The sequence below is a fragment of the Bauldia sp. genome (assembly GCF_965232525.1).
GTDB lineage: Bacteria > Pseudomonadota > Alphaproteobacteria > Rhizobiales > Kaistiaceae > Bauldia.
In genome coordinates this window covers 2,088,004-2,100,907 of the sequence record NZ_OZ246980.1, presented here as the reverse complement: position 1 = coordinate 2,100,907, position 12,904 = coordinate 2,088,004, and the positions used below count along the sequence as shown (strand labels likewise).

General features: G+C 63.5%; 12 protein-coding genes and 1 pseudogene. 4 read left to right on the top strand and 9 right to left on the bottom strand.

Annotated elements, in window-relative coordinates; all coding sequences use genetic code 11:
- Positions 1-71 precede the first annotated feature (71 nt).
- A complete protein-coding gene (locus tag ACO076_RS09980; RefSeq protein WP_421726564.1) occupies positions 72-1,922 on the bottom strand; it encodes an ABC transporter ATP-binding protein in 1,851 nt (616 codons plus the stop codon).
- Between the two features lie 30 nt (positions 1,923-1,952).
- Positions 1,953-3,806 (bottom strand): ABC transporter ATP-binding protein, encoded by a 1,854-nt coding sequence (locus tag ACO076_RS09975; protein ID WP_421726563.1) that lies wholly within the window; start codon positions 3,804-3,806, stop codon positions 1,953-1,955.
- Positions 3,807-4,182: 376 nt separating this feature from the next.
- On the opposite strand from ACO076_RS09975, the gene ACO076_RS09970 reads away from it, so the two are divergent.
- Positions 4,183-4,665, top strand: a complete 483-nt coding sequence (locus tag ACO076_RS09970; protein ID WP_421726562.1) for a DoxX family protein — start codon at positions 4,183-4,185, stop codon at positions 4,663-4,665.
- A 257-nt stretch (positions 4,666-4,922) separates the two neighbouring features.
- On the opposite strand, the pseudogene ACO076_RS09965 reads toward ACO076_RS09970, so the two are convergent.
- Positions 4,923-6,509, bottom strand: a pseudogene (locus ACO076_RS09965) (ABC transporter ATP-binding protein); the annotation flags it as partial.
- A 92-nt stretch (positions 6,510-6,601) separates the two neighbouring features.
- On the opposite strand from ACO076_RS09965, the gene ACO076_RS09960 reads away from it, so the two are divergent.
- Both ACO076_RS09960 and hemF read left to right on the top strand, forming a co-directional pair.
- Positions 6,602-7,075 carry a tRNA (cytidine(34)-2'-O)-methyltransferase gene (locus tag ACO076_RS09960; protein WP_421726561.1) on the top strand — a complete coding sequence of 158 codons (474 nt, stop codon included), beginning with the start codon at positions 6,602-6,604 and terminating at the stop codon, positions 7,073-7,075.
- On the top strand, positions 7,072-7,980 hold the full coding sequence (hemF, locus tag ACO076_RS09955) for an oxygen-dependent coproporphyrinogen oxidase (protein ID WP_421726560.1): 909 nt from the start codon (positions 7,072-7,074) through the stop codon (positions 7,978-7,980). The genes ACO076_RS09960 and hemF overlap by 4 nt, the downstream gene beginning before the upstream one ends.
- Positions 7,981-7,986: 6 nt before the next feature.
- Here the strand turns inward: hemF and ACO076_RS09950 are convergent, their stop codons facing one another.
- From ACO076_RS09950 to ACO076_RS09925, 6 genes are all read right to left on the bottom strand, one after another.
- The gene (locus tag ACO076_RS09950; RefSeq protein WP_421726559.1) at positions 7,987-8,478 is read right to left on the bottom strand and encodes a hypothetical protein; all 492 of its coding nucleotides are present in this window, start codon (positions 8,476-8,478) and stop codon (positions 7,987-7,989) included.
- 66 nt (positions 8,479-8,544) lie between these two features.
- Positions 8,545-8,916, bottom strand: coding sequence for a VOC family protein (locus ACO076_RS09945; protein WP_421726558.1), 372 nt, complete (start codon positions 8,914-8,916; stop codon positions 8,545-8,547).
- 4 nt (positions 8,917-8,920) lie between these two features.
- Positions 8,921-9,454: a DM13 domain-containing protein gene (locus ACO076_RS09940; protein WP_421726557.1), complete on the bottom strand. Its 534-nt coding sequence runs from the start codon at positions 9,452-9,454 to the stop codon at positions 8,921-8,923.
- Positions 9,455-9,526: 72 nt separating this feature from the next.
- The gene (locus ACO076_RS09935; protein WP_421726556.1) at positions 9,527-10,762 is read right to left on the bottom strand and encodes a CCA tRNA nucleotidyltransferase; all 1,236 of its coding nucleotides are present in this window, start codon (positions 10,760-10,762) and stop codon (positions 9,527-9,529) included.
- A gap of 15 nt (positions 10,763-10,777) precedes the next feature.
- Positions 10,778-11,041 carry a DUF6111 family protein gene (locus tag ACO076_RS09930; RefSeq protein WP_421726555.1) on the bottom strand — a complete coding sequence of 88 codons (264 nt, stop codon included), beginning with the start codon at positions 11,039-11,041 and terminating at the stop codon, positions 10,778-10,780.
- Positions 11,041-11,673, bottom strand: coding sequence for a CoA pyrophosphatase (locus ACO076_RS09925; protein ID WP_421726554.1), 633 nt, complete (start codon positions 11,671-11,673; stop codon positions 11,041-11,043). Before ACO076_RS09925 ends, ACO076_RS09930 begins: the two co-directional genes overlap by 1 nt.
- A gap of 221 nt (positions 11,674-11,894) precedes the next feature.
- Between ACO076_RS09925 and ACO076_RS09920 the strand changes: the two genes are divergently transcribed.
- Positions 11,895-12,902: an AAA family ATPase gene (locus tag ACO076_RS09920; protein ID WP_421726553.1), complete on the top strand. Its 1,008-nt coding sequence runs from the start codon at positions 11,895-11,897 to the stop codon at positions 12,900-12,902.
- The last annotated feature ends 2 nt before the right edge of the window (positions 12,903-12,904 follow it).

The following is a 12,904-nucleotide window of genomic DNA, read 5'->3' as shown; positions in this document are numbered from 1 at the left end:
GGTGGCGGGTTTCGGCGATCTTTGACAGGCCCACACCAATCTTTCGCCGTTGCAGGGATAGATCACAATGATCAAGCCACATCCGCCGCCGGCAGTTCCAGGTCGAGAAAGCCGCCGGACTGATGTTTCCACAACTGAGCGTAGATGCCGCCCTGGCGCAGTAAGTCTTCGTGTGTCCCGACCTCGACGATTCGGCCGTGATCGAGCACCACCAGCCGGTCCATGGCCGCGATCGTTGACAAACGATGGGCTATGGCGATCACCGTCTTGCCCTGCATCAGGCGATAGAGGGACTGCTGGATCGCCGCTTCGACCTCCGAATCGAGCGCAGAGGTTGCCTCGTCGAGAATCAGAATCGGCGCGTCCTTAAGCAGGACCCGGGCGATCGCGATGCGCTGGCGCTGGCCACCGGAGAGTTTCACGCCGCGCTCGCCGACATGAGTGTCCAGCCCGAATCGGCCCTTGATGTCGGCGAGATCGGCGATGAAGCTGTCGGCCTCGGCCTTTCGCGCAGCCTCGACGATCTCTTCCTCCGCGGCGAGCGGCCGACCATAGGCGATGTTGTCGCGGACCGACCGGTGAAGTAGCGAGGTGTCCTGGGTCACCATGCCGATCTGTCGACGCAGTGATTCCTGGGTCACCGTGGCAATGTCCTGACCGTCGATCAGGATGCGCCCGCCTTCGAGGTCGTAGAAACGCAGCAGCAGATTGACGAGCGTCGATTTGCCGGCGCCCGACCGTCCGACCAAACCGACCTTTTCGCCCGGCGCGATGGTCAGTGAGAAGTCCTCGATCACCTTGGTCTCGCGACCGTAGTGAAAGCGTGCGTGATCGAAGCGGATTTCGCCGCGCTCGACTGTCAGCTCCTTGGCCGCCGGCTGGTCAACCACAGCCACCGGCTGGGCGATCGTGTTGATGCCATCCTGGACCGTGCCGATGTTCTCGAACAGAGCCGCGATTTCCCACAGCACCCATTGGGACATGGCACGAATGCGCATCACCAGACCGATGGCGACGGCAATCGCCCCAAGGCCAATGATGTTCTGCTGCCAGCCGATGATGGCGACGGCAGCGATCGCTGTGAGGAGCAGCGAGTTGGCCAGATTGAGGCAGACGGTGAGCTGGGTGACCAGCCGCATCTGCTTGTGGACGGTCACCATGAACTCGTCCATGGCGCCGCGGGCGTAGTCGTGTTCACGCCGGGTGTGGGCAAAGAGTTTGATCGTCTGAATATTGGTGTAGCTGTCGACCACCCGGCCGGTCATCTGGGCCCGGGCGTCGGCCTGATCCTTCGAGATCGCCTGCAGACGGGGAACGAAATAGACCATGATACCGATGTAGGTGAGCAGCCAAACGATCAGCGGCACCATCAGCCACGGGTCGGCCAGCCCCACAAAAGCAAGCGTCCCGAGGAAGTAGACGACGACGTAGACAAAGACGTCGAGCAGCTTGACCACGGTCTCGCGAACCGACAGCGCGGTCTGCATCACCTTCTGCGACACCCGCCCGGCGAACTCGTTGTTGAAGAAATCGAGGCTCTGGCCGAGCACGTAGCGGTGCGCCAGCCATCGTACCAGCATCGGGAAATTGCCGTAGATCGTCTGATGCATGAACAACGAGGCCAGAAGAGTGGCGATCGGAAAGACCACGAGGATCACCGCCGCCATTCCGATCAGGCTCCAGGCATGATCCTGGAAAAACGTGGTGCGATCGGCTTCGGCCAGCCAGTCGACGATGTTGCCGATGAAGGCGAAGAACACGACCTCCAGCACCGCGATGAAGGCGGCGAGCAGCGACATCAGCACCAGGGCCGGAACGAACGGCTTGGTATAGTGCAGGCAAAACGCCAGCAGCCCGGTAGGTGGCGCACTCGGCGGCGCCTCCGGATAGGGGTCGATCAGTCTCTCGAATCTCGTAAACATCATCGTCACCAAGCAATCGAAGTCGCGGCCCTATTCGGCCGCGACCGCTTCATCCGCTTCCGCGCCCAGGAAACCACCGGACTGGTGTTTCCATAGCTGGGCATAGATGCCGTCATGCGCCAGCAATTCGCGGTGCGACCCGGTTTCAACGATACGCCCCGCGTCCATCACCACCAGCCGGTCCATCGCGGCAATCGTCGACAATCGATGGGCGATGGCGATCACGGTCTTGCCCCGCATCAGCCGGTACAGCGATTCCTGGATCGCCGCCTCAACCTCCGAATCGAGGGCGCTGGTCGCTTCGTCGAGCACCAGGATCGGCGCATCCTTGAGCAGGACGCGGGCAATGGCAATCCTCTGCCGCTGGCCACCTGACAGTTTCACGCCACGCTCGCCGACATGGGCGTCGAGCCCGGCTCGGCCGCGACTGTCGATCAGGTCGGGAATGAACAGGTCGGCGTGGGCCAATCGGGCCGCCGCCTCGACCTCCGCATCGTCAGCCTCCGGCCGGCCGTAAGCGATGTTGTCGCGAATCGACCGGTGCAGCAGCGAGGTGTCCTGCGTCACCAGCCCGATCTGGCGTCTCAGCGACTCCTGGCTGACCTTGGCGATATCCTGACCGTCGATCAGAATACGGCCGGCCTCGAGGTCGTAGAAGCGCAGCAGCAGGTTGACCAGCGTCGACTTGCCCGCACCCGACCGCCCGACCAGTCCGACCTTTTCGCCCGGCGCGATGTCGAGCGACAGGTCCTCGATGACACCCTTGGCCTTTCCGTAATGGAAGCGGACATGCTCGTAGCCGATGGCGCCGCGCTCGACGTGCAGCGCCGGCGCCCCAGGCTCATCGACGAGGGTGTTGGGCTGAGCGATGGTTTCCATCCCCTCCTGCACCGTCCCCATCGCCTCGAAAACGTTGATCGCGGTCCACATGATCCAGCCTGACATGGTGGAAATGCGGATGGTCATGCCGCTGGTCACGGCGATCGCGCCCAGGGTCAGCTCGCCGCCGACCCATAGCCAGACGGCCAGCGCCATGGTGCCGGCGATCAGCAGGCTGTTGGAGAAAACGACGGAGCCATTCATGACGGTGATCAGGCGCGTTTCGGCTCTGAGCTTCTCGTTATGGTCGTCGATCGCCTCGCGCGCGTAGGTGTCCTCGCGCGCAGCGTGGGCGAAAAGCTTCACCGTCTGGATATTGGTGTAGCTGTCGACCAGACGCCCGGTCAGCGTCGACCGCGCTTCGGACACCTCGGTCGAGCGGTCGCGAATGCGCGGCACGAAGAAGACGAGGATGCCAACGAAAAACGCGATCCAGACAACCACCGGCAAGGCCAGGCGCCAGTCGATGTCGGCAAACAGGATCACCGCGCTGGTCGAATAGACCGAGACGAACCAGATCGCCTCACACGACTGGACCACCGATTCGCGAACGGACGGCCCGGTCTGGACGATCTTCGATGCGATCCGGCCGGCGAAATCATCGTTGAAGAAACCGACCGACTGACGAACGACGTAGCGGTGGTTCTGCCAGCGGACGAGATTGGTGAAGGATGGCACCAGCGTCTGATCGATCAGCAACTGCTGCAGCATGATCATCACCGGCCGCGCCAGCACAATGACGAACGCCATCCATAGGAAGACGCCGCCATAGTCGGACAAGAGGTCGGCCGGACTGGTGTCCTGCAAGAGATCGACGATCGAGCCGACATAGTCGTACAGAGCGACCTCGATGATGGCGACCATGAACCCAGCGGCCAGCAAGCCAACCAAGCCGGGCCAGACCTGCCGGGTGTAGCGCCAGTAGAAGGCGAGCAAGGTCGGCGGCGGCATCGACTCGTCGTGCCGACGGAATGGATCGATCAGGGTTTCGAAGAACCGAAACATGGGAGCACCTGTGGCAGAGTTACGCCCCGCCGGCACACGGCCGGACGCCGTCGCGCGGGTCGACGCTCTGCGTTGAAGTTGGAACGGGCGCGAGTCAGGACCGGGAGCGGTCGCTGCCCCGCGAAACGTCTATCGAAGAAGGATGAAGTGGGGCGGTGTTAAAAACCGTCCGCCGGCCGACGATAGCGCACGACAACGGAGCGAATGATCGACATACTGCTTCTCATTCATGCCTCCTTAGGCCGCGCGGGCCGACTCGTGTCGTAGAAGCCCGAAGCTCTACACCTGTCGCGTTATCGTTTCAACCCAAAGCGGCATAAACAATCAGGCCGATTCGACGGTGTGATCGCCGCGCAACAACACCTACCGGCTGGGCATGCTACAGTCTGCGACGACTCAGACATCGCTCAGAGGTGACGACATGCTGGTTGGATTGTTGAATGCAATCGACCGGGGCTTTGCTGCTTTGGCCGACCCACTTCTCCTCGCCGCCCGGCTCCTATTGGCCTGGAATTTCTTTCCGGCTGGCCTCGACAAAATCCAGAACTATGCGAGCACGGCCCAGTTCATGGAGTCTCAGGGCGTTCCGGCGTTTCTGCTGCCCTTCGTTATCCTGCTCGAAATTCTTGGGCCGATATTCCTGACGGTCGGCCTTCTAACTCGCCTGACCGCTCTCGCCCTGGCGGTATTCACCGTCCTGGCAGACGTTATCTTCAATCGCGGCGACACCAGCAGCACCGGGCAGTATCTCTACGAATCCGAGCTGACCATGGTCTCCGGGATGCTTGCCCTGATGGCCGTCGGTGCCGGCAAATGGGCGCTGGACGCGCTTCGGACCCGTCACTCAGCGGCGGCCTGATCGGCCGGCGCGTCAAGACCCAGGAAGCCACCAGACTGGCGGTGCCACAAAGTGGCGTAGAGGCCGCCGCGACGGAGCAATTCTTCGTGGGTGCCGGTCTCGACGATCCCCCCCTCGTCCATCACGATCAGCCGGTCGAGCACGGCGATGGTCGACAAGCGGTGGGCGATGGCGATCACCGTGCGGCCGGCCATCAGCCCGTAGAGCTGCTCCTGGATCGCCGCCTCGACTTCCGAATCCAGCGCGCTGGTCGCTTCATCGAGAACGAGAATCGGGGCGTCCTTCAGCAGGAGCCGGGCAATCGCCACCCGTTGGCGCTGGCCGCCAGACAGCTTCACGCCGCGTTCGCCGACCTGGGCGTCGTAGCCGGTGCGTCCGCCGAGATCGCGCAAATCACCGATGAAGTCATGGGCGTGCGCATGGCGCGCCGCAGCGACGATCTCCTCCTCGGTGGCCTGCGGTCGGCCATAGCGGATGTTATCGCGCACCGAGCGGTGCAGCAGCGCGGTATCCTGGGTGACCATGCCGATCTGGCTGCGCAGCGATTCCTGGGTCACATCGGCGATGTCGTGACCGTCGATCAGAATGCGGCCGCCTTCTAGGTCATAGAGGCGCAGAAGCAGGTTAACCAAGGTCGACTTGCCGGCACCTGAGCGGCCGACGAGGCCGACCTTTTCGCCTGGCGCGACGTCGAGCGACAGGTCTTCGATGACACCGCCGTCGTCCCGTCCGTAGTGGAAGCGGATCGACTCAAAACGGATCGCACCGTCCTTAACAACAAGATTACGCGCCGCCGGCCGGTCGATCACTTCGCTCGGACGGCTGATGGTCTCGATGGCATTCTGCAGCGTGCCGATGTTTTCAAACAGCGATGTGATCGTCCGCAGGATCCAGGCCGACATCTGGTTCAAGCGGATCACCAGGGCGCTTGCCATGGCGATGCTGCCGACGCTGATCGCCCCCGTCGACCACAACCAAAGTGCCAATCCGGCGACCGCGAAGATCAACAGGCTGTTGATGATGCTGAGCGAGGTCATCATCAAGAGAATCGCGCCGGCCAGCCGGCGGAAGGCGCCCACTTGCCGGACAAAGCCATCATAGGCGAAGGCGTCCTCGCGTTCGGCGTGGGCGAACAACTTGACCGCTTGGATATTGGTGTAGCCGTCGACGATCCGCCCCGAGAGCCCGGAATTGGCCTCCGCCAGCGCCTGCGAGCGCTCGCGAACCGGCGGCACGAGCCGGACGATGGTGACCGCGTAGGCGGCAACCCAGAACAGGACCGGCACGATCAGCCACAAGTCCAGCCCGGCGAACAGGATCAGGATGCCGACCAGATAGATGATCAGCGTCCACACGCCTTCGACCACGTTGACGACACTTTCCCGCAATGCCGGGCCGCTCTGCATCACCTTCTGGGCGACACGACCGGCGAAATCGTTCTGGAAGAACGACAGGCTCTGGCGCAGGACGTAGCGGTAGCTCCGCCAACGGACGAGCGCCGTCAGCGACGGAACGAAGGCTACACTGGTGAGACCACGCGACAAGAGCACGCTCGCCGGCCGGATCACCAGCACCACGACCGCCATCCCAGCGAGCAGCCAGGCGTGGTCGCTGAAGAAGCTCGCCGGTGAGGTCGCCTCGGTGGTGAGGTCGACCAGCTGGCCGAGGAAAACGAACAGCGCCAGTTCCGACAGGGAGGCAATCAGTGAAACGATGATGATGGCAGCAAGAAGCCCGCGAACCGGCGCGATGAAGTAGCGATAGAAGGCGAGCAGCCCCTCCGGCGGCCGGATCACCGGCGCCTCGACGAAAGGATCACTCAGATTAGCAAGCCACTTCAGCATCGGTTCTCTATTTTCCGCGCGGCTCTGGCGCACACACCATCGGCGCTCCATAAACTAGGGCCCGGGCGCAGCAAGACACCCGAGAGGCCGGCATGATCGCGATCGCGCTCTATCAACCGGACATTCCCCAGAACACAGGGAACATCCTGAGGCTCGGCGCCTGCCTTGGCGCCAGCGTCCACATTATCGAACCGGCCGGGTTCGACATGTCCGACCGAGCCCTGCGACGGGCCGGCATGGACTACATCGCCGCCGTCGACCTTCGCCGGCACACAGGATGGGCGGCGTTTGTGAGTTGGCGTGAGTCGCGGCGGATAATTCTTCTTACCACACATGCGGACGTGGCTTACGCGGATTTCACCTTTCGCGACGACGACGTGCTGCTGTTCGGGCGGGAAAGTGCCGGCGTCCCCGAGGAAATCCACGCCGCGGCGGACGCGCGGCTGCTGATTCCGATGCGATCCGGCCTGCGCTCGCTCAATGTCGCCGCCGCCGCGGCCATGGTATTGGGCGAGGCCCTCCGCCAGACCGGCGGTTTTCCAGTGACAACCCGAGGCCCCGAATGACCGATCCCGCGCCCACCCTTCCGGCCGACCTGGAAGACAAACAGGCCCGCGCCTCCGCCTGGTTTGCCGACCTGCGCGATCAGATCACAACGGCGTTCGAGGCGATTGAGGACGATCTTCCGGACGGTGCGCCGCTTGCCGACCAGGCGCCGGGGCGGTTCGTGCGCACACCCTGGGACCGCAAAGACCATTCCGGTGCGCCCGGCGGCGGCGGGGTGATGGCCGTGATGCGCGGACGGGTGTTCGAGAAGGTTGGCGTTCATGTGTCCACGGTGCATGGCGAATTCTCGCCCGAGTTTCGCAAGGAGATTCCCGGTGCGGAGGAAAACCCGGCGTTTTGGGCGAGCGGCATCTCGCTGATCGCCCACATGCAGAATCCGCATGTCCCGGCGGTTCACATGAACACGCGCATGGTGGTCACCAGCCGGCAATGGTTCGGCGGCGGCGCGGACCTGACGCCGGTGCTCGACCGGCACCGGAGCCAGGACCATCCCGACTCGATCGCCTTCCACGCGGCGATGAAGGCGGCGTGCGATGCCCACCCAAGCGGCGACCACGACCGCTTCAAGGCCTGGTGCGACGAGTACTTCTTCCTGAAGCACCGCAACGAACCACGCGGCATCGGCGGCATCTTCTACGACTGGATCAATACCGGCGATTGGGAACAGGATTTCGCCTTCACCCAGGCGGTTGGACTGGCGTTTCTCGACGTCTACCCAGGGCTCGTCCGCCGGAATTTCGCGACGCCGTGGACTGACGCTGAGCGCGAGGAGCAGCTGGTTCGACGCGGTCGCTACGTGGAGTTCAACCTGATTTACGACCGCGGCACGATCTTCGGGCTGAAGACCGGCGGCAATGTCGACTCGATCCTGTCGTCGATGCCGCCCGTGGCAAAGTGGCCTTAATTCGGGCTATGGCGGCTCAACGCAGCCGCTGAACGCCGTCAATGTGAGCTGCCACGTTCCCGCGTGTTTTGTCATCACGTGCCGGTAGCCATAGACGGCGCAATCGCCAAGGAAGCCGTCGTCTATGCGGTGCTCCCATTCGGCGGTGATCAGCGCTGAGTTCGTGTTGAGCGGGACGGCGAAGGCGCCATCGATCAGTGCGCTCTCGGTCCAGTCCATACCCCGCAACGTTTCGTGATAGAGGTCGATACCGTCGGCGAGCTCTTCGTCGCTGGTGACGACGTGCCGTTCGCCATCGGTCAGGTAGATAAACGGATAGTGAATGAACGGCCGCACGTCCTCCATGCTTGGCTCGTTCTCATGATAGAGCGCCGCGTATTCCAGATACGCGTCGAGTGCTTCCTCCGCAGCCGCTTGGCTGTCTTGCGCGGCGGCGAATGCCGCAACCGAGGCAAGACCCATCGCGGTCGAAAGACAGAGAACGTTGATCAGCCGCATTTCACACCTCCTCGCAAGCCCATCTCAGAACGCGACCGCCGGAAGGTCAACACCGAGGTCAAGCGGCTACGCCGGAGTCTTGGGTTCCCATAATTCGATGCGGTTGCCCTCCGGGTCGCTTAGATGAGCGAAGCGGCCATTGGGATAGTCCGATTCGTCCACCTCGACGGCGATGCCGGCGGCGCGCAGCTGGGCAACCATCGCGTCGAGATCGCTCACCCGGAAGTTCACCATCCACTGCTTGTCGGCACGGCCGAAATAGTCGGTATCACGCGGAAACGGGGCGAACACGGTCTCGCCCGCCGCCTGGGTCCAACACGGCTTGTCGTAACTGTCCGGCGTTCGGGTTACGCCCAGATGGGCCTCATACCAGCCGGCAAGCGCGTCGGGGTCTTCGGCCCGGAAGAACACGCCACCGATGCCGTCGACCTTTTCCATTGGATCAGCCCTGCTCCGCCGCAGCCGTCGCCGGTTCGTCGGTTTCTGAGGCCGTCCCTGCCGGATCGAGGTCGGCGGGCGAGATCAGCACCGAAAACGCCTCGCACCAGATAACAACGCTGGGAAAGTCAGCGAGATCCACCCCCGCCGGGATTTCGTAGCGCTGGCTGCCCTCGAAAGCACGCAACTGGCCGAGATCCACATACATGGTGTCAACGACGTCTCTAGAGTCTCGAATATTCGCTTTCGGCACCAGATAGACGTGGTACTTCGGCCCCGGGCCAACCTCGAAGTCAGGCTCGAGGAAAACCGTCCGCTCGTACACGCTGACGCCACCGCTGCCGTAGTGGATGGGATCGGATGGGTCGGCGTGGATGAAAGTGCCGGTCGCCACCAGATTGGAGCGATCGGCCGCTGTCAGCATCTCATTGGCCGCCGGCGGCGGAAACAGGAACGGGTATGCGAATAGTCCGACGGCGACACCGAACGCAGAACCGACGACGCCGCCGAACAGGAAGACGGCAACCGTCTTCCACATGCGTTTGACGCGATTTCTTCTTTTCCTCGCCATGCGGCGGAAGCTAACCGAATTCCGGACCGCGCCCAAGTCTTATTGGGCAACACTCACCATCTGCTGCAGCCGGCGGCGCAATGCGTCCTCGTCGGGCTGAAAATCTGACTCGATCCACCAGGACTCGATCGATCGCAGCAACGATCCGACCGCCGGCCCGGTGGCGACTCCCAGCTTCCGGACGTCCGCTCCCGTCAATGGAAAAGCCGGGACCGCCCAGCGATCAGGAAGGCTAAGGAGCATTTGCCAAGCCTCGTCGTTGTCGCCGCCCGCCGCCCAGGCGAAGCCGAGCGCTACGGCGTCACGCCACGCGTCGGCACCACAGCGATAGAGCATCCGCTTCGCAGCGTGCTCGGTCATCGGCACGGCGATTTTGCGCGCGTTGACGAGGGCGCTGTCCATTCGTTCGCTCTCGGCATTCGAAAGGCGAAGCCGGTCAGCGAGACGCTCGACGTCGTCCTGAACCCGACATCCCAACGCGGCGAGGCGCAACGCCGCACCGCTCTGCGGGGCAAATGCCGCGAGCCGCTGAAGCGGCCCGATATAGCCGACTCCACCCAGTACAACGCCGAGAACACCGGCGTCCTGCATGATCCCGGCGATCTCGGCAGCTCGCCCACCGAGGACCAGCCGCCGCATCTCCTCGCCGATCCGCTCGGCCGACAGGTCGCGCAACGAATGGCGCGCGCGGATCGCGGCAGACAGGCCGGCTGGATCGAGCGGCCCGGACGCGAACGTCGCATTGAAGCGAAAGAAGCGGAGGAGCCGCAGGTGGTCCTCGGCGATGCGCTGATCCGGATCGCCGATGAAGCGGATCAGCCGAGCTTCGATGTCCGGCAACCCACCGAGCGGATCGTGAACGTGCCCCGTGGCATCAACCGACAGCGCGTTGACGGTGAAGTCGCGACGGCGGGCATCGGCGGTCCAGTCGTCTCCAAACCGAACGACCGCGTGGCGCCCGTCGGTTTCGATGTCCTCACGCAGCGTGGTGACCTGGAACCCGATGCCTTCGGCTACGACGGTAACGGTGCCATGCGAAACGCCCGTCGGGACGATCTTCAGGCTGGACTTGCCAGCCTGTTCGATGACCGAATCGGGGCTGAGCGGTGTGGCGAAATCAACGTCGCCGACCGGAACGCCGGCCAGCGCATCGCGGACCGCGCCACCGACGATCCGCGATGGTGGGCCATCGGCATCGAGTATCTCGAACACCGTTCGCACGGCCTTTGCCTGGAACCAGTCCCGGTTCGCCAGGTTCGGAAGGGCTTCGGCCATTGAGCCGCCTCGGCGTTAGTCGAAACGGCCGGGAACCAACTCGCCGTCAATGAATTGAGCCGGAACATAGGTGCTACCCGGCGGCGCACCGGTGAATTGCACGAAAACGACCAGCGCGGCAACCATCAAGGCCGCACCGCCCACAGCCAACCAACCGATCGTTTTCATCGTCCAGTCGCCAGCGTTGTTGGCGGCGCCACGGGTGGCGAACAGCCAAGCGACATACACGCCGAACGGCAGGAGAAAGAACAAGAGATTGAACGCGATAATGCGACCCATCAGACAAAGACCTGCTCGTACAGCTCCCTAATGATCCCAGCGGTGACGCCCCATATATAGTGCTGCTCGAACGGCATCTCATAGAAGTACCGCCGCTTCCCCCAAAATACCCGGCTGGTTCGCCGGTGATTGGTGGGGTCCATCAGGAACGCTAGCGGCACTTCGAACGCATGATCAACTTCTTGCGGGTTCACCGTGAGCCGGTGGGTCGGGGAAACCTGCGCTACGACGGGGGCGATTCGGAATCCTGTTCGGCTCAGATACGGCGGTAGGGTACCGAGGAGATCCACGGCGGATGAATCGAGACCGATCTCTTCGCGGGCCTCCCTCAGCGCCGCCGCCGATGGACTGTCGTCGCCCCGGTCAATCTTGCCGCCGGGGAAGGCAATCTGCCCGGCGTGATCGCTGAGATTCGCTGTCCGCACCGTGAGTAACACGGTAGCTTCCGGCTCCCGAGCGACGATGGGAACCAGCACCGCCGCATCGCGGTAGGACACATTATGGTCGGCGAACTCGGGATTGAGAACGTGATCGCCGCGGACGACGCCGTCCTGGATCGTGCCGAGCCGCTCCGTCAGCAGGCGGAAAAAACGTGTGGGGGCGTAGGGGGATGGCGGGTGAGACACGTGCATCCGGAGACGATATCACGACGCCGACGATCGTCACCCTGAACCGGCGCGGCAAAAGAAGCCTCTACGGCCATTGTTTCGCCCGGCTTTACCCTATGTCATGATGGGGCGGGGCGTGACGTCGATCGTCCGGGTTTGGCCTACTGTTGGGCCGCCGGCCGTGTAACACTGGTGAATGGTGACCCGATTTGCGGGTCGGAACCTGAGGGAGCGCCACGTCCTCCATGAGTGCATTGACCCAACCGCCTGCCGTCGACCCGGACAAAATCCTCGTCGAAACGGAAGCCGCGGTCGAGAAGATCAAGGCCGCGCGGTCAGCGATTGCCAAGATCATCTACGGCCAGGAAACCGTCGTCGATCGGGCCCTCATCACCATCCTGGCGAGCGGGCACGGACTGCTGATCGGCGTGCCCGGTCTGGCCAAGACCAAGCTGGTCGAGACGCTTGGTACGGTGCTCGGGCTCTCTTCGGCACGGATCCAGTTCACGCCCGACCTGATGCCGTCGGACATTCTCGGCTCCGAGATCATGGACGTAGGCGCCGATGGCAGCCGCGCGTTCCGGTTCGTCCCGGGACCGGTGTTCACCCAATTGCTGATGGCCGACGAGATCAACCGGGCGAGCCCGCGCACGCAATCGGCCCTCCTCCAATCGATGCAGGAACATCACGTTACGGTCGCCGGAGCCCGACACGATCTACCAGCGCCGTTCCATGTGCTCGCGACCCAGAACCCGCTCGAACAGGAAGGCACCTACCCGCTACCGGAGGCGCAGCTCGACCGGTTCCTGTTGCAAATCGACGTGCACTATCCGGATCGCGATGCTGAACGCAGGATGCTGTTTGAAACCACCGGCGCAACGGAAGGCCAGGCCGAGGCTGTGCTCGACGCGCCCGGAATCCAGGCGATCCAGCGGTTGGTCCGGACGATGCCGGTGGGCGAATCGGTGGTCGAAGCCATCCTCAACCTGGTGCGTTCGGCCCGTCCCGGCAGTGGCGACGCCAAGCTCGACGAAACCATCGCCTGGGGTCCAGGCCCCCGCGCCAGTCAGGCGTTGATGCTCGCGGTCCGCGCCCGGGCGCTCACCGACGGCCGTCTGGCCCCATCGCTGGACGACGTGGCCGACCTCGCCGAGCCGGTGCTGAAGCACCGCATGGCCCTGTCTTTCGCCGCACGCGCCGAGGGTTTGACCGTCAGCGACGTCATCGCCGATCTGAGGGCTAAGATAGGCTGACG